General features: G+C 68.6%; 22 protein-coding genes and 1 tRNA gene. 12 read left to right on the top strand and 11 right to left on the bottom strand.

Features of this window, described 5'->3' with window-relative positions:
• Positions 1–45: 45 nt before the first annotated feature.
• From thiE to CRO12_RS14335, 4 genes are all read right to left on the bottom strand, one after another.
• Positions 46–729: a thiamine phosphate synthase gene (gene thiE / locus CRO12_RS14350; RefSeq protein ID WP_097064735.1), complete on the bottom strand. Its 684-nt coding sequence runs from the start codon at positions 727–729 to the stop codon at positions 46–48.
• Between the two features lie 114 nt (positions 730–843).
• On the bottom strand, positions 844–1,740 hold the full coding sequence (locus CRO12_RS14345; RefSeq protein WP_097064734.1) for a fructose bisphosphate aldolase: 897 nt from the start codon (positions 1,738–1,740) through the stop codon (positions 844–846).
• A 26-nt stretch (positions 1,741–1,766) separates the two neighbouring features.
• On the bottom strand, positions 1,767–2,099 hold the full coding sequence (locus CRO12_RS14340) for a type II toxin-antitoxin system PemK/MazF family toxin (protein ID WP_245858535.1): 333 nt from the start codon (positions 2,097–2,099) through the stop codon (positions 1,767–1,769).
• Positions 2,090–2,329 carry a ribbon-helix-helix protein, CopG family gene (locus tag CRO12_RS14335; protein WP_245858534.1) on the bottom strand — a complete coding sequence of 80 codons (240 nt, stop codon included), beginning with the start codon at positions 2,327–2,329 and terminating at the stop codon, positions 2,090–2,092. The genes CRO12_RS14340 and CRO12_RS14335 overlap by 10 nt, the downstream gene beginning before the upstream one ends.
• Before the next feature lie 108 nt (positions 2,330–2,437).
• Between CRO12_RS14335 and CRO12_RS14330 the strand changes: the two genes are divergently transcribed.
• Both CRO12_RS14330 and CRO12_RS14325 read left to right on the top strand, forming a co-directional pair.
• Positions 2,438–3,271: a diacylglycerol/lipid kinase family protein gene (locus CRO12_RS14330; protein WP_179641045.1), complete on the top strand. Its 834-nt coding sequence runs from the start codon at positions 2,438–2,440 to the stop codon at positions 3,269–3,271.
• 62 nt (positions 3,272–3,333) lie between these two features.
• Positions 3,334–3,849 carry a TlpA family protein disulfide reductase gene (locus tag CRO12_RS14325; RefSeq protein WP_097064732.1) on the top strand — a complete coding sequence of 172 codons (516 nt, stop codon included), beginning with the start codon at positions 3,334–3,336 and terminating at the stop codon, positions 3,847–3,849.
• Here CRO12_RS14325 and CRO12_RS14320 read toward each other — a convergent pair.
• The 3 genes from CRO12_RS14320 to gap form a co-directional block, all read right to left on the bottom strand.
• Positions 3,846–5,036 (bottom strand): phosphoglycerate kinase, encoded by a 1,191-nt coding sequence (locus CRO12_RS14320; RefSeq protein ID WP_245858533.1) that lies wholly within the window; start codon positions 5,034–5,036, stop codon positions 3,846–3,848. The two genes, CRO12_RS14325 and CRO12_RS14320, sit on opposite strands and share 4 nt — an antisense overlap.
• A gap of 107 nt (positions 5,037–5,143) precedes the next feature.
• Positions 5,144–5,614: an MOSC domain-containing protein gene (locus CRO12_RS14315; RefSeq protein ID WP_179641073.1), complete on the bottom strand. Its 471-nt coding sequence runs from the start codon at positions 5,612–5,614 to the stop codon at positions 5,144–5,146.
• Between the two features lie 137 nt (positions 5,615–5,751).
• Positions 5,752–6,756 (bottom strand): type I glyceraldehyde-3-phosphate dehydrogenase, encoded by a 1,005-nt coding sequence (gap, locus tag CRO12_RS14310; protein ID WP_097064730.1) that lies wholly within the window; start codon positions 6,754–6,756, stop codon positions 5,752–5,754.
• A 189-nt stretch (positions 6,757–6,945) separates the two neighbouring features.
• On the opposite strand from gap, the gene CRO12_RS14305 reads away from it, so the two are divergent.
• From CRO12_RS14305 to CRO12_RS14290, 4 genes are all read left to right on the top strand, one after another.
• Positions 6,946–7,131 (top strand): hypothetical protein, encoded by a 186-nt coding sequence (locus CRO12_RS14305; RefSeq protein ID WP_097064729.1) that lies wholly within the window; start codon positions 6,946–6,948, stop codon positions 7,129–7,131.
• Positions 7,131–7,433 (top strand): cell division protein ZapA, encoded by a 303-nt coding sequence (locus CRO12_RS14300; RefSeq protein ID WP_097064728.1) that lies wholly within the window; start codon positions 7,131–7,133, stop codon positions 7,431–7,433. The genes CRO12_RS14305 and CRO12_RS14300 overlap by 1 nt, the downstream gene beginning before the upstream one ends.
• Positions 7,434–7,622: 189 nt before the next feature.
• Positions 7,623–8,165, top strand: a complete 543-nt coding sequence (locus tag CRO12_RS14295) for a 5-formyltetrahydrofolate cyclo-ligase (protein WP_097064727.1) — start codon at positions 7,623–7,625, stop codon at positions 8,163–8,165.
• On the top strand, positions 8,162–8,371 hold the full coding sequence (locus tag CRO12_RS14290; protein ID WP_097064726.1) for a DUF2842 domain-containing protein: 210 nt from the start codon (positions 8,162–8,164) through the stop codon (positions 8,369–8,371). The genes CRO12_RS14295 and CRO12_RS14290 overlap by 4 nt, the downstream gene beginning before the upstream one ends.
• Before the next feature lie 48 nt (positions 8,372–8,419).
• Here CRO12_RS14290 and CRO12_RS14285 read toward each other — a convergent pair.
• Together CRO12_RS14285 and CRO12_RS14280 are read right to left on the bottom strand one after the other, a co-directional pair.
• A tRNA-Asp gene (locus CRO12_RS14285) sits at positions 8,420–8,496 on the bottom strand.
• A 64-nt stretch (positions 8,497–8,560) separates the two neighbouring features.
• Entirely contained in the window at positions 8,561–9,724 is a 1,164-nt protein-coding gene (locus CRO12_RS14280; RefSeq protein ID WP_245858532.1) for an AI-2E family transporter, read from the bottom strand.
• A 100-nt stretch (positions 9,725–9,824) separates the two neighbouring features.
• On the opposite strand from CRO12_RS14280, the gene CRO12_RS14275 reads away from it, so the two are divergent.
• On the top strand, positions 9,825–11,285 hold the full coding sequence (locus CRO12_RS14275; protein ID WP_097064724.1) for an FGGY family carbohydrate kinase: 1,461 nt from the start codon (positions 9,825–9,827) through the stop codon (positions 11,283–11,285).
• On the opposite strand, the gene CRO12_RS14270 is transcribed toward CRO12_RS14275, so the two are convergent.
• A complete protein-coding gene (locus tag CRO12_RS14270; protein WP_097064723.1) occupies positions 11,282–12,016 on the bottom strand; it encodes a Crp/Fnr family transcriptional regulator in 735 nt (244 codons plus the stop codon). The two genes, CRO12_RS14275 and CRO12_RS14270, sit on opposite strands and share 4 nt — an antisense overlap.
• 103 nt (positions 12,017–12,119) lie before the next feature.
• Here CRO12_RS14270 and gntA point away from each other — a divergent pair, with 103 nt between their 5' ends.
• Together gntA and CRO12_RS14260 are read left to right on the top strand one after the other, a co-directional pair.
• Entirely contained in the window at positions 12,120–12,815 is a 696-nt protein-coding gene (gntA, locus tag CRO12_RS14265; RefSeq protein ID WP_097064722.1) for a guanitoxin biosynthesis heme-dependent pre-guanitoxin N-hydroxylase GntA, read from the top strand.
• Positions 12,805–13,389 (top strand): DUF1989 domain-containing protein, encoded by a 585-nt coding sequence (locus tag CRO12_RS14260; protein WP_097064721.1) that lies wholly within the window; start codon positions 12,805–12,807, stop codon positions 13,387–13,389. The genes gntA and CRO12_RS14260 overlap by 11 nt, the downstream gene beginning before the upstream one ends.
• A gap of 80 nt (positions 13,390–13,469) precedes the next feature.
• Here the strand turns inward: CRO12_RS14260 and CRO12_RS14255 are convergent, their stop codons facing one another.
• Positions 13,470–15,215, bottom strand: coding sequence for a class I adenylate-forming enzyme family protein (locus tag CRO12_RS14255; RefSeq protein ID WP_245858531.1), 1,746 nt, complete (start codon positions 15,213–15,215; stop codon positions 13,470–13,472).
• A gap of 173 nt (positions 15,216–15,388) precedes the next feature.
• Between CRO12_RS14255 and CRO12_RS14250 the strand changes: the two genes are divergently transcribed.
• The 3 genes from CRO12_RS14250 to CRO12_RS14240 all read left to right on the top strand — a co-directional run bounded on the left by CRO12_RS14250 (position 15,389) and on the right by CRO12_RS14240 (position 19,993).
• Positions 15,389–17,419, top strand: coding sequence for a 3-hydroxyacyl-CoA dehydrogenase NAD-binding domain-containing protein (locus CRO12_RS14250; protein ID WP_097064719.1), 2,031 nt, complete (start codon positions 15,389–15,391; stop codon positions 17,417–17,419).
• A gap of 130 nt (positions 17,420–17,549) precedes the next feature.
• Positions 17,550–18,731 (top strand): acyl-CoA dehydrogenase family protein, encoded by a 1,182-nt coding sequence (locus tag CRO12_RS14245; protein WP_097064718.1) that lies wholly within the window; start codon positions 17,550–17,552, stop codon positions 18,729–18,731.
• A gap of 134 nt (positions 18,732–18,865) precedes the next feature.
• On the top strand, positions 18,866–19,993 hold the full coding sequence (locus CRO12_RS14240) for an acyl-CoA dehydrogenase family protein (protein WP_097064717.1): 1,128 nt from the start codon (positions 18,866–18,868) through the stop codon (positions 19,991–19,993).
• Positions 19,994–20,004 lie beyond the last annotated feature (11 nt).

Here is a 20,004-nt window from a genome sequence, read left to right as displayed (position 1 = left end):
GTTGCTAACGCCCGGAGCCGGATGGGGTTTCCTGTGGCCGTGTGCTTACGCCAGCACCTCGCCGAACGCCCGCACCGCGGCTACCTCGTCGCCGTTCCACACCGCGCCGGAGACCGCCAGGAAGTCGGCGCCGGCCGCGACCAGCGGCGCGGCGTTGGCGGGCGTGATCCCGCCGATGGCGACGCACGGCAGCTCGAACAGGGCGTGCCACCACGACAGGATCACCGGCTCGGGCCGATGCCGCGTCTCCTTCGTACCGGTCGGGTAGAAGGCCCCAAAGGCGACATAGTCCGCACCCGCGTCGCCGGCCTCCATCGCCAGGTGGCGGCTGTCGTGACAGGTGACGCCGATCTGCGCCTGCGGGCCCAGCACCGCGCGCGCTTCCCGCGGGTCATCGTCCCCTTGACCCAGGTGCACGCCGTCGGCGCCGACCCGCTTGGCAAGGCTGATCGAATCGTTGACGATGAAGGCGATGTCGGCGTCCGCGCAGATCCGACGGAGCGGGTCGGCGAGCCGTGCCGCCTCGTGCTGGTCGACGTCCTTGACCCGGAACTGGAACGCCGCGACCGGCCCTGCTCCGACCGCGCGCCGGAGCCGGTCGGGGAAGCCACCGCCGACCTGGAGCGGCGAGATCAGGTAGAGCTGGCATGGCGGCCGGCGATCGTCGCGCACGAACTGCGCGGCGAAATCAGGGTCGAGGGGGCCTAGCGGATCGTCTTCATCGGTCATGCGGCGCCCTACCCCGGTGCCGGGGCGCCGCCAAGCCGTCGAGGAAGCCACAAGCGGTACACGCCCGATCAAGCCGGACGCGTACCGCCCCTTTCACGATGCCCGCGTGTGGTCTCAGGCCGCCTTGTTGACGGACGCCGCGTAGATCTCGTCGATCGCGGCGCCCAGCGCGCGGTCGAACTCCTCGTCCGACATGCCATGGCGCAGATCCTCCAGCAGCGCGCGACTGAAGCTTGCGATCATGCCCCGGTTCTTGGCCAGCTCGGCGCACGCCTCCGGTCGCGCATAGCCGCCCGACAGCGCCACGACGCGGAGCACGCGCGGATGATCGACCAGCACGTCGAAGCTGTTCGGCACCTCCGGAATCGATAGCTTCAGCATGACCAGCGGCCCGTCCGCATCATCGTCGAGCTGCGCCAGGAGCTCGTCGCGCAGGATCAGGTCGGCGGCCCCGCGCTCGGGCGACTTGATGTTGATCTCGGGCTCCAGGATCGGGACCAGTCCGGCGGCGATCACCTGATCGGCGATCACGAACTGCTGCGACACGATCCGGGCGATTCCGTCCTTGTTGGCGAGGTTGATGACCGAGCGCTCCTTGGTCCCGAACACGCCCAGTTCCTTGGCACGGTCGAGCAGCGCATCGAGGCCGTCGATCGGCTTCATGAGCTGGACGCCGTCGGCCTCGGCCTCAAGCCCCTTGTCGATCTTGATGAACGGCACGACGCCGCGGTCGATCAGCGCCTGGGGCGCGGTCTTGCCGGCGACCTGGCCGTCCATCGTCCGCTCGAACAGGATCGCGCCGATCACCTTGTCGCCGGTGAAGGAGGGCGCCGTGATGATCCGGCTGCGCATGTCGTGGATCAGCGCGTACATCTCAGCCTCGCTGCTCCACGCATCCTCCCCGACACCGTAGCCCAGGAGCGCCTTGGGGGTGGAGCCGCCGGACTGATCAAGCGCGGCGATGAAGCCCTGCCCGCCTGCGATCTTCGCGGTCATCTCGTCGGTGTTCATGCGTATCCTCCTCGGGGTTCTCGTTGTCAGAGCGCGAGCCAGCGCCGGAGCGCCTGATCGACCTGTTCCATGATCGTTGCGGGCGCGTGACCGAGCACGCGGATGATGCGCGTGCGGCGCAGCGTCTTGATTTTGTCGACCTGCGCCTCGCTCTCGACCGACAGGCCGAGCTCCGGCGACGGCGCGATCGGCACGCGGAACAGTGCCTCCCCGCCGACCAGGCTGCTGACTGGGCAGAGCGTGACGGAGGCGTGCGCCTCGTTGAACAGGTCGGACTGGATGACCAGGAACGGCCGCCGCTTCGTGGCAAGCATGTCCGGTCCCTCGACCAGCACCAGCGCGCCGCGGACTATCTCCACCGGCCGTCCGCCGCCTCGACCGCGTCGAAGAACGCCCAGTCGGCCGCGTCGTCGCGCGCCGCCGCTCGCTCCGACTGGCGCCGGGCCTCCGCCCGGAAGGCAGCATCGTGCAGCTCGACGTAGCGCCGCACCGCGTCGCGCGCGATGTCGCTCTTGCTGCGACCTTGGCTGCGCGCAACGGCGGCCAACCGCGCTTCCAGTTCATCGTCGAGCCGAACGCCGAGCATCATCGTCTCCGTTTAACGCGTTTAACATAGCGGGACGGTTCAAGATCGCAACACGCAAGCTGCACCGCAGCATGGCTGTCCGCCGATCCGCAAACCGGCTACACGCCGCGGGTGCAGCAAATCTGGCTCATCACCAATCCTGGCTCCGGTTCTACGTCGGACGCGCATTGCGACGCGATCGAGGCGATCATGCATGAGCGCGGGCTGGCGCTCGTCGGGCGCACGCTGTTCCCGGTGGAGGCGCTGCCGGACGCAGCCGCGCTGGCGGCGGCAGGAGTGGACACGGTGGTGCTGTTCGCGGGCGACGGCACGATCAATGCCGCCGCCTGCGCACTTGATCGTTTCGAAGGGACGGCGTTGATCCTGCCGGGCGGCACCATGAACATGCTGGCGCGCGTGCTGCACGGCGACGCGGACGCGGCGACGATCATCGCCGCGGCGCACGAGCAGGAGCGGACGCGCCGCCTGCCGCTGGTCGAGGCCGGCCCGCACCGTGCCTTCGTCGCCGCAATCATCGGTCCCGCGGCGCAGTGGGGCAGCGCGCGCGAGGCCGCTCGCCACGGCCGGCTGCGCCGGATGGTAGCGGCGGCGCGGCTCGCCTGGCAGCGCAGCTTCAGTCGCCGCCGCCGGGTCCGCGTCCTCGGCACCGAGCGGCTCGGCGGCGCGCACCAGGCGCTGATCGCGGTGCCCGGCGACGCTGAGCACTTCGAGGCGGCGGCGATCACCGCCACCCGGCTGCTCTCGCTGCTGCGGCTCGGCGCTGCCTGGCTTACCGATGACTGGCGGCATGATCCGGCGGTTTCCCGTGCCGACGTCACCGCGCTTCGCCTCGCCGCGCGCCGAACCATCCCGGCGCTGTTCGACGGCGAACCCGTCAACCTGCCCCGCAACGCGGAGGTGCGCGCCGGCGAGTCCCGCCTCAGGTTCATCACCGTCCGCGCGTAGCGCTTGCCGCATGGAAATCGCTGTGTTCTGTTCCGTCCGGGGCAAATGGGGGCAAGAGCAGGATGACGAGCGCGATCAGGATCGTTGCCGCGATGGTAGCGCTGGCTTCGCTCGGCGCGACACCGGTCGAGGAGAAGGCGCCGCGCTCCATCCAGGTCGACAAGCTCGCGCCGGATTTCACGCTCAAGCTGATGAACGGGACGCAAGTCACCCGCGACGCGCTGCGCGGGCAAGTCGTCATCATCAACTTCTGGGCGACCTGGTGCGTGCCGTGCCGCACCGAATTGCCGCTCCTCGACACCTACTATCGCGCGGCCCGCAAGCATGGCCTGAGCGTCTACGCGATCACGACGGAGGACTCGCTGCCGCTCTACCGGCTGAAGCCGCTATTCGCCGCCATGGCGATCCCGTCCGCACGATCGATCAAGGGACCGTACGGCGCGGTCACTGCCGTGCCGTATAACATCATCATCGATCGCAGCGGCCGGATTCGCTACGCGGCGGCCGGCGCCTTCTCGCTGGACGAGCTCAACGGGCACGTCATACCGCTGCTGAACGAGAAGGCGCCGGCCGTTTAGTCGGCGCGCATCAGAGCCGCGACGCCGGGCAGGTCCTTGCCCTCCATCCACTCCAGGAAGGCGCCGCCCGCCGTCGACACGAAAGTGAAGGCATCCGCCACCCCGGCCTGGTTGAGCGCCGCCACCGTGTCGCCGCCGCCGGCGACAGACACGAGCGACCCCTCCTTGGTGAGCGCCGCCGCCGTTCGCGCGAGCGCAACGGTGGCAGTGTCGAACGGCGGCGTCTCGAAGGCGCCGAGCGGGCCGTTCCACACCAGTGTGCGACAGGTCTTCAGCACGTCGGCCAGCGCCTCGGTCGCGGCCGGGCCGATGTCGAGGATCATCTCGTCGGCGGCGACCTCGTGGACGTTGACGGTGCGCACCGGCGGGTTGGCGCGGAACTCGGTCGCGACCACCACGTCATAGGGCAGATGCACGGTGCAGTTGGCGCGCTCGGCCGCCTCCAGGATTTCCTCGGCCGTGCCGGTCAGGTCGTGCTCGGCCAGGCTCTTGCCGACGTTCACCCCGCGCGCCGCCAGGAAGGTGTTGGCCATGCCGCCGCCGATGATCAGGTGATCGACCTTGCTCACCATCTGCTTCAGCACGTCGAGCTTGGTCGACACCTTGGCGCCGCCGACCACCGCGGCAACCGGGTGCTCCGGGCTGCCGAGCGCCTTGTTGAGCGCATCGAGCTCCGCCTCCATCGCCCGCCCCGCGAACGCCGGCAGCTTGTGGGCGAGGCCCTCGGTCGAAGCGTGGGCACGATGTGCGGCGGAGAAGGCATCGTTGACGTAGAGGTCGCCGAGCGCCGCGAACCGCTCCACGACGGCCGGATCGTTGCGCTCCTCGCCGCCGAAGAAGCGGGTGTTCTCCAGCAGGCCGATGTCGCCGGGCTGAAGCGTGTCGACCGCCTCCGTGGCTTCCCAGTCGATGTAGCGCACCGGGCGGCCGAGCACCGCCTCGTACGGCTTGGTCACCAGCGCCAGCGAGTGCTCGGGCGAGGGCACCTTGGGCCGGCCGAAGTGCGCCAGCACCAGCACGACCGCGCCGCGATCCGACAGCTCGGTCACCGTCGCGAAGGTCGCGCGCAGGCGGGTGTCGTCGGTGACCTTGCCGTCCGCCATCGGCACGTTCAGGTCCTCGCGCACCAGCACGCGCTTGCCGGCGATCTCGCCCATGTCGTCCAGCGTCTTGAAGGGTCGCGCCACAAACACTCCGTTCGTCCTGAGTAGCCGTTGAGCGAAGTCGAAACGGTGTATCGAAAAACCCGCAGGTTGCAGTACTTCGATACGGGCCTTCGCCTTGGGCTTAGTCCCTACTCAGCACGAACGGATTGGGAAAGGACCACAATGGCATCCCCGATCGCGATCGTGCCGGGCTCTACGACCATCGCGCACACGCCGCCGCGCCAGTCCGGCAGCAGCGCGGCACGCAATCCTTCGGCCAGCGCCTCCATCCGCTCGCATGGATCGGTCTCGCGCGTGATCTCCAGCACCAGGTCGGCCCCGATCCGCAGCCGCACGCCCGGCACCTGCGGGAGGTCCACACCCTCGACCAGCAGGTTGGATCGCCGCTCCTGCCAGGGCAGCGTGTGCCCCACCTCCGCCATCGCCGCGTCCCAGTCCCCGCGCTCGAGCAGCGTCACCTGCCGCTTGTACGGCTTGCCCCGCATCGCGCCGCGGAAGTCGCCGGCGATCCCCGCCTCGCGCGTGACGCGGACGTGATCGACCAGCTCCATCGCCGCCTTCGGGCGCGCGTGGCGTGCGATGCCGATCAGGGTGCCCATCCCTAGCACCTCCGTTCGGTTCGAGTAGCCGTCGAGCTTGTCGAGATGGCGGATCGAGAACAGCCCTGTCTCCATACGGGCTCTCGACTGCGCTCGACTCCTACTCGACACCAACGGCGTGGGTGCATGGACCGGACTTACCCCAGCTTCGCCATGACACCAGCCGTGTCGACCATGCGGTTGGAGAAGCCCCACTCATTGTCGTACCAGCTGACGACCCGCACCAGCTTGCCGTCGAGCACGGCCGTCTCCAGGCTGTCGACTGTCGACGACGCCGGCGTGTGGACGATGTCGATCGAGACCAGCGGGTCCTCGCTGTAGAAGAGCACGCCCTGCATCGCGCCCTCGGCCGCCGCCTTGAGCAGGCCGTTGACCTCCTCCTTGGTGGTGTCGCGCTTGGGCGTGAAGGTCAGGTCGACCAGGCTGCCGTCCGGCACCGGCACGCGTACCGCGGAGCCGTCGAGCTTGCCCTTCAGCTCGGGCAGCACCTCGCCCACCGCACGCGCGGCACCGGTGGTGGTCGGGATGATGTTCATGGCCGCGGCGCGCGCGCGGCGCAGATCCGGGTGGATCTGGTCCAGGATCTTTTGGTCGTTGGTGTAGGCGTGAATCGTGGTCATCAGCCCGCGCTCGATCCCGATTGCGTCGTTCAGCACCTTGGCGACCGGCGCCAGGCAGTTGGTGGTGCACGAGGCGTTGGACACGATCGTGTGCCCAGCCTCCAGCTTGTCGTGGTTGACGCCGTAAACGACGGTCAGGTCGACGTTCTTGCCGGGCGCGGAGATCAGCACCTTCTTGGCACCCGCCGCCAGGTGCTTCTCGCACGCGGCGCGGTCGGTGAAGAAGCCGGTGCACTCCAGCACCAGCTCGACCCCGTTCGCCGCGTGCGGCAGGTTGGCGGGATCACGCTCGGCCGTCACCTTGATGTGCTTGCCGTCGATGACCAGGTCGCTGCCCTCCGCCGAGACGGCGCCCGGGTACTTGCCGTGGACGCTGTCGCGGCTGAACAGCCACGCGTTCGACTTGGCATCGGCGAGGTCGTTGATCGTGACGAGCTCCAGCCCGCAGTCGGGCCGCTCCAGGATCGCGCGGGCGACCAGTCGACCGATCCGTCCGAACCCGTTGATCGCAACCTTCGTCATGCCTGTTCTCCTGTCAGCGTGGCGAGGACACGCAGGCCGCGCGCATGTCGGCCGGGGCATCCCGGAAAAAACCATTGGCGCGGAGCAACGGAGTCGTCGCGCGACGGCGCCTTTGCGCATCGTCGCCTCCCCGCGTCAACCGGGCGGGCCGCGGCTTGTCCGGTCCGCAAGCCGTGCTAATCGGGGTCGATGACGGATGCACCGCCCACCGACGCGCTCGACCGGATCGACAGCGCGCTTGCCCGCATCGAGGCGGCCGCCTCGCGCTACCGCGACCTTCTGAGCGCCAGCGAGGCCCGCAACGACGCGCTGCGCACGCGCGTCGCGGAGGCGATCGCGACGCTCGACGCCCTGATCCTGGCGGAGGAAGCGTAATGGCGATGGTCACGCTGAGGGTGGGCGAGCGCGCCCACCAGGTCGCCTGCCGCGACGGCGAGGAAGCGTCGCTGGAGGCGCTCGGCCGCCGGCTCGACGCGCATGCAGCGAACGCCGCGCGCGCCGCCGGTGCGCCGGGAGGCGAGCGCATGATGCTGTTCGTCGCGCTGCTGCTCGCCGACCAGCTCGCCGAGGCGGAACGCGCGCCGGGTGGCGGGGTCAGCGCCGCCGTCCTGGAACGAATCGCGGGACGGCTGGAGAGCCTCGCGACCGCCCTTGAGAAAGACGTGGCGCCTGCCTAAGTTGTCAAACGGCGGGCACTGCCCGGTACGAGCCCTTATTATCCCTGAGGCTATTCATCATCCAAGGGGGCTGTCCCTGCTAGGATCCTGGTCCAAAGCACATGGTCCCCACCTGACGTACCGTGCGTCAGTGGATAACCCGGCAAACGGCCATGGTGGTCCCGCCACCCCACCTGGTCCTTCCCTGTTGTGAGCGACGAGAAGCGGATTCTGCGCGCGCGGATGCGGGCCGAGCGGGACGCCTTCGCCATGACCTGCGACGCGATGATCGCGCCGCCGGCGGTCTTCCTCGACCGTTTGACCGCCGACAGCGTGGTTGCCTCCTATATTGCGGTCGGGAGCGAGGCCGATCCGGCCCCGCTTGCCGCGGCCGCGCGGCTCGCCGGTTGCACACTGGTCCTCCCGCACGTGGAGAGCCGGACCGCGCCGCTGCGCTTCCTGCTGTGGCGCGAAGCCGATCCGCTGCCGGTCGGTGCCCTCGGGCTGCGCCAGCCGGACGCCGCCGCGCCGGAGGTCGCGCCCGACATCATCCTGACCCCGCTGGTCGCCTTCGATGATCGGCTCAACCGCCTGGGCCAGGGTGCCGGTCACTATGACCGCGCCTTTGCTCGCTTTCCCGACGCCTGGCGGCTGGGCGTCGCGTGGTCGGCGCAGCACCTGCTCCAGCTCGAGACGGAGGCGTGGGACGTGCCGCTACACGCTGTCGTGACCGAGCGCGGGATGGTTCAGTGACGCCGAGCTGGCGCAAGCCCGCCGGCGCGCTCGGCATCCTAGCCTATCTGACCGCTTGGATTGTGGTCATCGCAAGCTTCTCGCGCGTGGTCGGCAGCCTGCCGGCGCTGGTCCAGGCGCTGATCTACCTGATTGCCGGGATCATCTGGATCCTGCCGCTCGGGCCGGCGCTCCGGTGGATGGAAACGGGGCGCTGGCGCGGCTGAGTCCGGGCAGCGCAAGCGGCGGAAAAAGCCATCGTCCTAGGGGACAAGTGGCGCGAGTGACGGGGCTCGAACCCGCGACCTCCGGCGTGACAGGCCGGCGCTCTAACCAACTGAGCTACACCCGCTCGCTTGCGAGAGCGCGGCTGTTAGATGGGGCCTCCGGGGGTGTCAACACGCCCTTTCCACAAATTACGCATCCGCATCATTTTCGCGCCGGATGGCGTGGAGCGGCACCGTGTCGCGCGGATCCTTCACCAGCGTGCCGTGCTCGAACAGGAAGCCGGCGATGTCCGGCTTGCCCGCCGCGCCCAGCACCGTCTGGATGATGATGAGCAGCGGCACGGCCAGCAGCGCGCCGGGCGTGCCCCACACCCAGCCCCAGAAGCTCAAGGAGATGAGGATCAGGATCGGGCTGATCGTCAGGCGGTGACCGACCACGAACGGGGTGATCGCGTTCGCCTCGATCAGATGCGCGATCGCCATGATCGCGGCGGGCAGCAGCGCCCACCAGATGTCGTTGAACGTCATGAGCCCGCCCAGCGCGAGCAGCGCCGCCGCCAGGATTGGCCCGAAATAGGGAATGTAATTTAGCAGCGCGACGATCCCGCCCCACATCAGCGGCGTCGGCATGTCGATGAGGTAGAGCAGCGCCGCGACGATCAGCCCGAGGGTCAGGTTGATCAGCGTAATCGTGCCGAGATAGGCCGACGTGTCGTCGACCACGTCCTGGATCACGCGCGCGGTCGCCATCGCGCCGCCGAAGCTGGAGCGCCGCGTGATCGCCGCCCGGCGCGTCCGGGTCCAGCCGGCGAGGAAGAAGTAGATCACCAGCACCGCGAAGAACATCTCGATGAACGCGGACGGCGCGGAGGTCGCGAACAGCTCCACGATCGAGCGCGGCGGCGCCACCGGGGCGACCTGCTGCCGCTGCGGCGCCGACGCCATCTGGCGCAGCGTCTTGTTCACGAACCGCTCCAGATTGGAATAAAGGTCGATCAGCGGCGAGAGGTTGGTCTGGATTTGGTCGATCCGCTCGGGAAGGATGCGGACCCACTGCCATGCGGGCACGACGATGGAGGCGAGCGCCACGTTCACCGCCGCGAGGAACAGCAGCACGCACAGCAGCGCCGCCAGGCCGGAGGGCACCCGGCGCCGCTCCATCCACTCCAGCATCGGCACCATCGCAATCGAGATCACGATCGCGGCCGTGGTCGGCAGGAAGAAGGTCGCCCCGGCCTGCAGCGCGAACGGCATGGCGAGCAGCAGTCCGGCCCCGGCGATGAGCGTCAGTGCGGCGAGCAGCCGATCACGGCGCAGCTCCTCCGCGGTCGCCGGCTCCTCGTCGATGCTCATCTGCCCGGTCCGCGGTTGATCCATTTGCCCCTGCCCTCCCGTGATCCGGCGATCCTACGCTTATTCCCCCGACGTGTAATCCCGGATAGTGTCGGCGGTGATGGGAGAGGTGCTGCTGGTCATCGACGCGGGGACGACGTCGACGCGGGCGATGGCCTTTGCGCCGACCGGCACGCTGCTGGCCGCCGAAGCGCTGCCGCTAACCCAGTCCTATCCGGCGCCCGGCCACGTCGAGCATGACGCGGCGGAGATCTGGGCAAAGTCGCAGGCGTGCGTCGCGACGGTGATCGCCGCGGTGGGCGGGCCTGAGCGCGTCGCCGGGATCGGGATCGCCAACCAGCGCGAGACGGTGGTTTTCTGGAACAAGCGGTCCGGTGAGCCGCTCGCCCCCGCGATCGTGTGGCAGGACCGCCGTACCGCCGCGCTGTGTCGCCGGCTGAAGGAGGCCGGGGAAGAACCGGGCGTGCAGGCGCGTACCGGGCTGCTGCTCGACCCCTACTTTTCCGGCACCAAGATCGCCTGGGCGCGCGCGCACTGGCCCGCACTTGGCGAGGCGGGGGACGCGCTCGCGATCGGGACGGTGGAGAGCTGGCTCGTCTCGAATCTGACCGGCGGCGTCCACGTCACCGATGCCACCAACGCGTCGCGCACGCTGCTGATGGGGCTCGGCAGCGGGCAGTGGGACGACGGGCTGCTGGCGCTGTTCGACGTGCCACGTGCGAGCCTCGGCACGATCGTCGACAGCGCAGGTGAGGTCGGGCGGACGACGCTGTTCGGCGGATCGATCCCGATCTGCGGCCTGGCGGGCGACCAGCAGGCGGCGACCATCGGCCAGGCCTGCCTCGACCCCGGCGACACCAAGGCGACGTTCGGCACCGGCGCGTTCGTGCTGACCCAGTTCGGCACGCGCGTCCCCGTGTCGCAGCACCGCCTGCTCGCGTCCGTCGCGTGGCAGATCGGCGGGCGCCGGGCGTATGCGCTGGAGGGATCGGTGTTCGTCGCCGGCAGCCTGATGCAGTGGCTGCGCGACGCGCTCGGCCTGCTCGACGCCGCGCCGGAGAGCGAGGCGCTGGCGCGCAGCGTTTCCGACACCGCGGGCGTGTACCTGGTTCCGGCGCTGGCCGGGCTTGGTGCGCCCTGGTGGGACCCGGACGCGCGCGGCACGCTGTCCGGGCTCAGCTTTGCTGCAACGCGCGCGCACATCGTCCGGGCCGGGCTGGAGGCGATGGCGCACCAGGCGGCCGACCTGAAGCGCGCCTTCGCCGCCGACGGCGCCGACTGGGCAACGCTCAGGATCGACGGCGGCATGGTCGCCAACGACTGGATGGCGCAGGACCTGGCCGACGTGCTGGCCCTGCCGGTCGAGCGGCCGGCCTTCGTGGAGACGACGGCGCTCGGCGCAGCGATGCTGGCGGGCGTCGGGTGCGGATTGTTCCGGACGCTGGAGGAGGCGGCCGCGATGCGGGGGGCGGTTGAGCGTTTCGAGGCGCGCATGACCGAGGAGACACGCATCGCGCGGCTCGCGGGCTGGCGTGCGGCGGTCGAGCGAACGCGCTCCTAGGCTTCCACCGCTTCGCCGCCGAGGTCGTCCAGGTAGAGATAGTCGGGGGCGAACTCCGCCAGGCGGAGCAGCTGCGCCTGATCATGGACCTGGACCTTGCGGCGCGCGACCGTCGCCAGACCTTCGGTGCGCAGCCGGGCGACCGTCCGGTTGGCGTGGACGCTGGTGAGGCCGCACGCCTCGCCGATGTCCTGCTGGGTGAGGGGGAAATCGAAGCTGTCGTCCGCCGCCATCCCGACCGCGCGCAGCCGCTCATGCGTCTCGCAGAGCAGGTGCGCGACCCGCCCGGCGGCGTCGAGGCGGCCGAGCCGGAAGATCCACTCGCGGTGCATGGCGGCATCCAGCAGCGTGCTGAACCATAGCAGCCGCGCGAGGTGCGGGAAGCGCTGCACAAGCTGCATCAGGCGGGCGTGCGGGACGGTTGCGATCTCGACCGCGGTCAGCGTCGCGATGTCGTGGTCGAGTCGCACGAGCGGAAAGCCGTGGAGGTCCAGGAAATCGCCGGGAACGTGCACGGACAGCAGCTGCCGCTGACCGGTGCGATCATCCATGTAGCGGCAGGCGAAGCCGGATAGCAGGAGCATGCTCTGCTGCAGCTGATCGTTTGCCCGCACCAGCAGGGTGCGCGCGGGTACCCGCTTCACGTCGCTGATCGCGTCTTCCAGCGCACGCTGCTCCTCCCCGCTCAGCTGCTGCCGCCGCCGCCCGCGTAGGAACAATCCACTCTTCATCCGGCAATCTCCCGCAGGCCGGGGATCAACGATAGTCATTGATCCACGTTAGAGTCATGGCGGGAGGACGCAACGAATCCGCCGGGCGAACGATATAGCGGCCATGTTGCCCGCTCAGTTCCAGCAAGACCATCCGCTCGCCATCGAGTTCCAGCAATTCATTCGCGATCCCGCTTTCCCCTGCGTGGGCGCCAAGTCGGCGCTTTCGCGAGGCAATATGCGCTTCGTGGTTGCGCGCGACCTCACCTCCGCGTGGGACGACCTGCGCATCTATTCCGCGCTGTACCGGTTCGTGGGCGATTACCGCGACAACCCGGAACTATTCCGCTCGTTTGTGCTGCTGTTCGAGGGCGGGGTTCCGGACGACGAGGCCACGTTCGAGAAGCATCTTTGGGCTCGCCTCGGCTCCTTGTCGCAGAAGGATGACTGGCTTGGCCAGGAGCCCGATCCGCGGGTCAGCGACGATCCCGACGATCCCCATTTCTCGCTGAGCTTTGCGGGCGAAGGATTCTTTGTGGTCGGGCTCCACCCCGCCGCCAGCCGCCCGGCGCGGCGCTTCCATGTCCCGGCACTCGTCTTCAACCTCCACGACCAGTTCGAGCGGCTGCGGGCAGAAGGCAGGTACGAGAAGCTACGCGACTCGATCCTCACCCGCGACGTGGCGCTGGCGGGATCGGAGAACCCGATGCTGGCGCGCCACGGATCGATCTCCGAGGCGCGCCAGTACAGCGGCCGGGCGGTCGAGGACGGCTGGCGCTGCCCGTTCAGCGGACGCCGGGCGGTCGACGATGCGGCATGAGATCGCGCCGCGATCAGGCGCGGGGTTTGAGCTGAAGGCGGGCGAGACGCTGACCGTCTACGATCCGCGCGGCGAGCAGGTCGCCGACCTGCTGGCCTACAACCTGGCCGACCCTGCGGAGGTGATCTCGTCGGGGCGCACGCTCGACTACGCCAGCCGCATCTACCTGACGACCGGCGACCCGCTCTACTCTAACCGCAGCAAGGTCATGCTGGAGATCCTCGACGATACGGTCGGGCGTCACGACTTTCTGCTGACGCCGTGTTCCAAGGACACGTTCCGCATCATCTACGGCGACACCGACCCGCATCGCGGCTGCTTCGGGAACCTGGCCGCGGCCCTGGCGCCGTGGGGCATCCACCCCGACGCGATCCCGACCGCATTCAACTGCTTCATGAACGTCGCGGTGGACGGGGCGACCGGCGCGATCAGCGTCGACCCGCCACGCAGCCGCGCGGGCGATCGGATAGCGTTCGTGGCGAAGATGGACCTGATCATCGGCCTGACCGCCTGCTCGGCGCTTCAGTCCAACAACGGAAGCTTCAAGCCAATCGAATACGAGATCACGCTGTGATCAGCGCATCCTGAGCTTGTCGGAGGGCATGCGCAGCGCGAACGTGCTCCCAGAAGCTCAGCACGACCGACTGCGTGGAGTTACGCCGCGATTCGGTCCGCGAACATCGTCTTCAGCTCGGTCTTCAGGATCTTGCCGTTGGCGTTACGCGGCAGGACCGTGTCGCTGAAACGGATCGCAACGGGCACCTTGAAGCCGGCGAGCCGCGCACGGACCCAGTCTTGGAGCTCCGCCTCGCTCACTTGATGGCCGGGCGCCAGGTGGACGACCGCCGCCGGCTCCTCCCCCAGCGAGCGGTGGGGAATACCGACCAGCGCCGCGTCGGTGACCGCCGGGTGAGCGTAGAGGACATCCTCCACCTCCGACGAGTAGATGTTCTCGCCACCGCGGATGATCATGTCCTTGGCGCGGTCGACGATGTAGAGGAAGCCCTCCTCGTCCAGCCGCGCGAGGTCGCCGGTTCGGACCCAGCCGTCGACAAAGGTGGCGGCGGTCGCTTCCGGCTTGTTCCAATAGCCCTTCACGACCATCGGCCCGCGCGCCCACAGCTCGCCGACCTCCCCGACCGGCAGCTCGCGGGTCCCGTCCAGGTCCATGATCTTCAGGTCGGCGGTCGCAACCGGCGGGCCGGCGCTGGTCGGGCGGTTCAGATAATCTTCGGCCATGTGCTGGGTGACGGTCGCCATGGTCTCCGTCATGCCCCAGCCGTTGCCGGGCAGCGCGCCGAACTCCTGGTGGATGCGCTTGACCAGCTCGGGCGCGGACGGGGCGCCGCCGTAGGAAATCGCCTCCAGCGAAGAAAGGTCGTATCTGGCGCGCGCGGGATGCTCGATCAGCTGCCACGCGATGGTCGGGACGCCGCCGGTGAGCGTCACCCGCTCGCGTTCGATCAGCTGCATCGCCGCTTCCGGCTCCCACTTGCGCATGAAGACCAGCGTGCTGCCGGTCGCGATCGCCACCGTCATCATTGCGCTGCACGCGGTGACGTGGAACAGCGGAATGACGAGCAGCGCCACCTTGGGCGAGGGCGGCGGCACCGGCTCGCCGCGGCGAAGCACAGCCCGCGTTGCGGTATAAGCCGACGAGAGGATGTTGGTAGCGAGATTGCGGTGGGTGCCGAGCGCGCCTTTCGGCGATCCGGTGGTGCCGCTGGTGTAGAAGATGGTGGCGTCGTCGTCGGGCGCGATCGCCACCTCCGGCAAGCCCTCGTCAGCGAGGCCATTCCAGTCGCCGGCAGCGCCGATCAGCGATTCAAGCGACACCGCCTTGCCGCCCGGCTCCTCGCTCAGCCGTGAGGCGACCACCCGCTCGACGCCGTTCAGTCGGTCGTAGCAGTCCGCCAATCGGCGGTGACGTTCCGCATCGACGAACAGGAGGCGAGCGCCCGAATCGTTGATCCCGTACTCGAGCTCGCCGCTCGCCCACCAAGCGTTGAGCGGCACCAGGATCGCGCCGATCGACACGGTGGCGAAGAAGATCACCGGCCACTCAGGCAGGTTGCGCATCGCGAGCGCGACGCGATCCCCTTTTCCCACACCCATCGCCTGCAGCCGGCGCGCCAGCGCCGCTACTGCACGGTACAGCGCCTCGTAGCTGACGCGCTCCTCCTCGTAGACGGCGAACGGCTGCGTGCCGAAGCCGCGGGCGAGCTGGATCATTAGCTGGAGGTTGGCCGGCGCGTTCTTCCACACGCGGGTGGGCACACCATTCACCGCCACCGTCTCCATCTCGAACATCTGCCCCGGCGCGCAGAGTGCCGCGCGGACCTGCTCAAGCGACAGGTGCGGCCAGGCCGGATCGAGCGGGATAAGCGGTTCGTCGGCCACGGTGTTGCTCTCCAGTTGAATATAGGGTTTGGGCGCAAAGGCCGGTTGTGTGACCGGTTTAGAGTTGATTACACCCGCGCTCAAGGCGATAGAGTCGCGCATCTACCCACCTCGGGTCGGGGCAATGTTTCGAAACGGGGGTATGGGTCGCGCCAAGGCTGTGAGGGGAATGCATGACCGATCCGATCACGACGGCGAAGGACGGCAGCGTCCTTGTCATTACGTCGAACAACCCGCCGGTGAACGCGCTTGGCGCCGCCGTGCGCCAGGGGCTGGCCGCCGCGGTTGAGCAGGGGCTCGCCGACCCTGACGTGACTGCGATGGTGATCGCGTGCGCCGGCCGCACCTTCTTCGCCGGCGCCGACATCAGCGAGTTCGGCAAGCCGATGCAGGAGCCGATGCTGCCAACCCTGGTCGACCAGATTGAGGCAGCGGACAAGCCAATCGTGGCGGCGATCCACGGCACGGCGCTGGGCGGCGGCTGCGAAGTGGCGCTCGGCTGTCACTACCGGATCGCGGTGTCGTCCGCGAAGCTCGGCTTGCCCGAGGTCAAGCTCGGCATCCTGCCCGGCGCCGGAGGCACCCAGCGCCTGCCGCGTGTGGCGGGCGTCGAGGTCGCGCTGGAACTCGCGACGAAGGGCGCATCGATCCCGGCCACTAGGGCGCAGGCTGCCGGGCTGGTCGACCGGCTCGCGGGCGAGGACAGTCTGCTGGCCGACGCGGTCGCCTTCGCCCGCGACGTCGCCGATACTCGCCCGCTGCCACGCGCCAGCGAGAAGCCGATGACCGTCGAACCGGGCGTGTTTGACACGTTCCGCGCCGCCAACGCCAAGCGCTTCCGCGGCTACGACGCGCCCGCTGAGATCATCGATGTGATCGAGGCGACCGCGGCCCTCCCCTACGTCGAGGGTGTCCAGCGCGAGCGGCAGAGCTTCATGAAGCTGATCATGGGCGTGCAGTCTGCCGCGCAGCGCCACATCTTCTTCGCCGAGCGCAAGGCGTCCAAGATCGACGACGTGCCCGAGGACACGACGCTGCGCCCGATCAAGCGGGTCGGCGTGATCGGCGCCGGCACCATGGGCGGCGGTATATCCATGAACTTCCTGTCCGCCGGCATCCCGGTGACGATCGTGGAGATGAAGCAGGAGGCGCTCGACCGCGGCGCCGGCGTGATGCGCAAGAACTACGAGGCGAGCGCCGCCAAGGGTCGCTTGAAGCCAGAGCAGGTCGAGCAGGCGATGGGCCTGCTCACCCCCACGCTCGACTTCGACGCACTCGGCGAGTGCGACCTCATCATCGAGGCGGTGTATGAGGAGATGGGTGTCAAGAAGGACATCTTCACGCGTCTGGACGGCATCGCCAAGCCGGGCGCGATCCTCGCCTCCAACACCAGCTACCTCGACATAAACGAGATCGCGAGCGTGACCAAGCGACGCGGCGACGTGGTCGGCATGCACTTCTTCTCGCCCGCCAACGTCATGAAGTTGTTGGAGGTGGTGCGTGGCGACGCGACCGCGCCCGACGTGCTCGCGACGGTGATGGACCTCGCCAAGAAAATCCGGAAGGTCGCGGTGGTGGCGGGCGTCTGTTACGGCTTCATCGGCAATCGCATGCTGATCCCGCGCCAGATGGAGGCGATGAAGCTGCTCCACGAGGGCGCGACGCCGGCGCAGGTCGATAAGGTCCACGTCGACTTCGGCATGCCCATGGGTCCGTTCCAGATGGCCGACCTGGCGGGCGTCGACATCGGCTGGCACCGTGATCCTAGCCGGATCGAGAACATCCGCGACGCGCTCGCCGCCGAGAACCGTTGGGGGCAGAAGACCGGCGCCGGCTTCTACGACTATGATGAGAAGCGCACCCCCTCGCCCTCCCCGCGAGTCACCGAGATCATCGACGACTTTCGCGCGAAGACCAACACGCCGCAGCACGAGATCACCGACGAGGAGGTTGTCGAGCGCACGCTCTACACCATGGTGAATGAGGGCGCCCGCATCCTGGAGGAAGGCAAGGCGCAGCGTGCGTCGGACATCGATGTGGTTTGGATCTACGGCTACGGCTGGCCGCCGTACCGCGGCGGTCCGATGTTCTGGGCGGACACGGTCGGGCTGAAGACGATCGTCGCCGGGCTGGAGAAGCACGGGTTCGAGGTGTCGAAGCTCCTCCGCGACAAGGCGGAGAAGGGCGAGCGGTTCAACAAGTAGTTCCGTTTGTCCTGAGTAGCCGCTGAGCCAAGTCGAACCGGCGTATCGAAGGATAGGTGTCAGTACTTCGATACGGGTCTTCGACTTCGCTCAGCCCCTACTCAGCACGAACGGCGTGAGAGAGGATGCCATGACTGACCTCGACACCTTCCGCGCTGACACCCGCGCCTGGCTGGAGGAGAACTGCCCGCCCTCGATGCGCGAACCGGTGCGTTCGGAGAAGGACGCCGTTTGGGGTGGGCGCGATCAGTCGATGCTGTCGCCCGATCAGAAGGCGTGGATGGACCGCATGGCTGCGCGAGGCTGGACCGTGCCCGACTGGCCGAAGGAGTACGGCGGCGGCGGGCTGTCGGCCGCCGAAACCAAGATTCTGCGCGAGGAGATAGCGCGCCTGCGCTGTCGCAACCCGCTCAACAGCTTCGGGATCTCGATGCTCGGCCCGGCGCTGCTGAAGTATGGGAGCGAGGCGCAGAAGCTCGAGCACCTGCCGAAGATCGCGCGCGGCGAGATCCGCTGGTGTCAGGGCTATTCGGAGCCGAACGCGGGCTCCGATCTGGCGGGGCTGCAGGCCTGGGCCGAGGACGCGGGCGACCACTTCGTGGTCAACGGGCAGAAAGTATGGACCAGCTACGCCGACAAAGCCGACTGGATCTTCTGCCTGGTCCGCACGTCCAAAAAGTCGAAGCAGGGAGGCATCAGCTTCGTCCTGTTTAACATGGCGAGCGAGGGCGTGTCGACCAAGCCGATCCTGCTGATCAGCGGCTATTCCCCCTTCTGCGAGACCTTCTTCGACAATGTGAAGGTGCCCAAGGAGAACCTGGTCCACGAGCTTAACAAGGGTTGGGACGTCGCGAAGTATCTGCTCGGCCACGAGCGTGAGATGATCTCGGGCATGGGCCTGGGCGGCACCGGCGGCAATCCGCTGATCGAGGGCGCAATCGCCACGATCGGCCTCGACGCCGACGGTCGCCTCGCCGATCCGCTGCTCCGCGCGCAGATCGCGACCTTTGAGGTCCGGGCGCGGGCGTTCACGGCGATGTCGGAGCGCTTCATCGACGAGCTCAAGGCCGGCCGCGCGCACCCCGCGCAGCCGAGCACGATGAAGTATTACGGCACCGAGCTGAACAAGGCGCGCCACGAGCTGATCATGGCGACGCGCGGGTCGGACGCGCTCGAATGGGAGAGCGAAGCCTCGCGCGGCGGCGCCGCGGCGCGCCAGTGGCTGCGCACCAAGGCCAACTCGATCGAGGGCGGCACCAGCGAGGTGCAGCTCAACATCATTGCCAAGCGGATCCTGGAACTGCCTTCTTAAGCCGTCACTCCGGCGCAGGGCTCCCCGTCAAACTACTACTTTGACGGGGCCCGAAGGCCGGAGTCCGGAGCCACAAGCGGTGTCGTTCGGGACCTTGGATCCCGGCCGTCGCCTGGATGACGAACGGACGTGAAATGCCCCTTTTCCTCAACGACGAACAGGCAATGCTCCGCGACACGACGAAGGACTTCGTCGCCGAGGCCGCGCCGGTCAGCCACCTGCGGAGCCTGCGGGACAGCAACGACCCGACCGGCTTCAGCCGAGACCTGTGGAAGCAGTTCGCGGAGATGGGCTTCACCGGCATCCTCGTGCCGGAGGACGCGGGCGGGCTCGGGCTCGGCCATGTCGAGGCGGGCATCGTGCTGGAGGAGATCGGCCGGAACCTGTCGCCCTCCCCTTTTCTCACCACTGCGGTCGCGGCGGTTGAGGCGTTGAAGGGCACGGCCCACGCCGCGCGCTGGTACCCCGGTATCGTCGCCGGTGAGACGGTTGCCGCGCTCGCGATCGACGAGGGCGCGAAGCATCGCACCGACATCGTCATGACCGCGACCCGCAGCGGCAACGGCTTCACCCTGTCCGGCGCCAAGCAATTCGTGACTCACGGCCACGTCGCCGACTTGCTGATCGTGGCCGCCCGCACGGGCGGTGCCGCGAGCGAGCAGGACGGCGTGACGCTGTTCGCCGTCGAGAAGGATGCCGCCGGCCTGACGGCCAGCCCGGAGCGCCTCGCCGACTCAAGCATCGCCGCCCGCGTCACGTTCGACAATGTGCAGGTCGATGCCGACGCGGTGATCGGCGAGGTGGACGGCGGCTGGGCGCCGCTTAACCGGTTACTCTCCGCGGGACGCACGGGGGCCTCGGCCGAGCTGCTGGGCGTCGGCGGCGGCGCGATGGACATGACGGTCGGCTACCTGAAGGAACGCAAGCAGTTCGGCGTCGCGATCGGCAGCTTCCAGGCGCTCCAGCACCGCGCGGCGCACCTCTACGCCGAGATGGAGGTCGCGCGGGCCGCGGTCCTGAAGGCGGCGCAGCTGCTCGATACCGGCGACGATCGTGCGGACGGAGCCGTTTCGGTCGCGAAGGCGATGACCGGGCTCGCAACCACGCTGGCGGTGCAGGAAGGCATCCAGATGCACGGCGGGATCGGCATGACCGACGAGTACGACATCGGCTTCTACATGAAGCGCGCGCGCGTGCTCGCGGAAATGTTCGGCGACGCGAACTTCCACGCCGACCTGCTCGCCCGCAAGAGCGGATATTGACCGGCAGCGCC

Origin of the sequence: Sphingomonas guangdongensis (assembly GCF_900199185.1) — a bacterium.
GTDB classification, from domain to species: Bacteria; Pseudomonadota; Alphaproteobacteria; order Sphingomonadales; family Sphingomonadaceae; genus Sphingomonas; species Sphingomonas guangdongensis.
Note: the sequence above shows the minus strand (reverse complement) of the source record. Positions and strands in the feature narration are given on the sequence as shown.

Bases quoted from the DNA above. Each gene is read 5' to 3' on its own strand.
- thiE (WP_097064735.1), bottom strand. From the start codon at position 729: ATGACCGATGAAGACGATCCGCTAGGCCCCCTCGACCCTGATTTCGCC.
- CRO12_RS14345 (WP_097064734.1), bottom strand. From the start codon at position 1,740: ATGAACACCGACGAGATGACCGCGAAGATCGCAGGCGGGCAGGGCTTC.
- CRO12_RS14335 (WP_245858534.1), bottom strand. From the start codon at position 2,329: ATGATGCTCGGCGTTCGGCTCGACGATGAACTGGAAGCGCGGTTGGCC.
- CRO12_RS14325 (WP_097064732.1), top strand. From the start codon at position 3,334: ATGACGAGCGCGATCAGGATCGTTGCCGCGATGGTAGCGCTGGCTTCG.
- CRO12_RS14315 (WP_179641073.1), bottom strand. From the start codon at position 5,614: ATGGGCACCCTGATCGGCATCGCACGCCACGCGCGCCCGAAGGCGGCG.
- gap (WP_097064730.1), bottom strand. From the start codon at position 6,756: ATGACGAAGGTTGCGATCAACGGGTTCGGACGGATCGGTCGACTGGTC.
- CRO12_RS14305 (WP_097064729.1), top strand. From the start codon at position 6,946: ATGACGGATGCACCGCCCACCGACGCGCTCGACCGGATCGACAGCGCG.
- CRO12_RS14300 (WP_097064728.1), top strand. From the start codon at position 7,131: ATGGCGATGGTCACGCTGAGGGTGGGCGAGCGCGCCCACCAGGTCGCC.
- CRO12_RS14280 (WP_245858532.1), bottom strand. From the start codon at position 9,724: ATGAGCATCGACGAGGAGCCGGCGACCGCGGAGGAGCTGCGCCGTGAT.
- CRO12_RS14275 (WP_097064724.1), top strand. From the start codon at position 9,825: ATGGGAGAGGTGCTGCTGGTCATCGACGCGGGGACGACGTCGACGCGG.
- CRO12_RS14270 (WP_097064723.1), bottom strand. From the start codon at position 12,016: ATGAAGAGTGGATTGTTCCTACGCGGGCGGCGGCGGCAGCAGCTGAGC.
- gntA (WP_097064722.1), top strand. From the start codon at position 12,120: ATGTTGCCCGCTCAGTTCCAGCAAGACCATCCGCTCGCCATCGAGTTC.
- CRO12_RS14260 (WP_097064721.1), top strand. From the start codon at position 12,805: ATGCGGCATGAGATCGCGCCGCGATCAGGCGCGGGGTTTGAGCTGAAG.
- CRO12_RS14250 (WP_097064719.1), top strand. From the start codon at position 15,389: ATGACCGATCCGATCACGACGGCGAAGGACGGCAGCGTCCTTGTCATT.
- CRO12_RS14245 (WP_097064718.1), top strand. From the start codon at position 17,550: ATGACTGACCTCGACACCTTCCGCGCTGACACCCGCGCCTGGCTGGAG.
- CRO12_RS14240 (WP_097064717.1), top strand. From the start codon at position 18,866: ATGCCCCTTTTCCTCAACGACGAACAGGCAATGCTCCGCGACACGACG.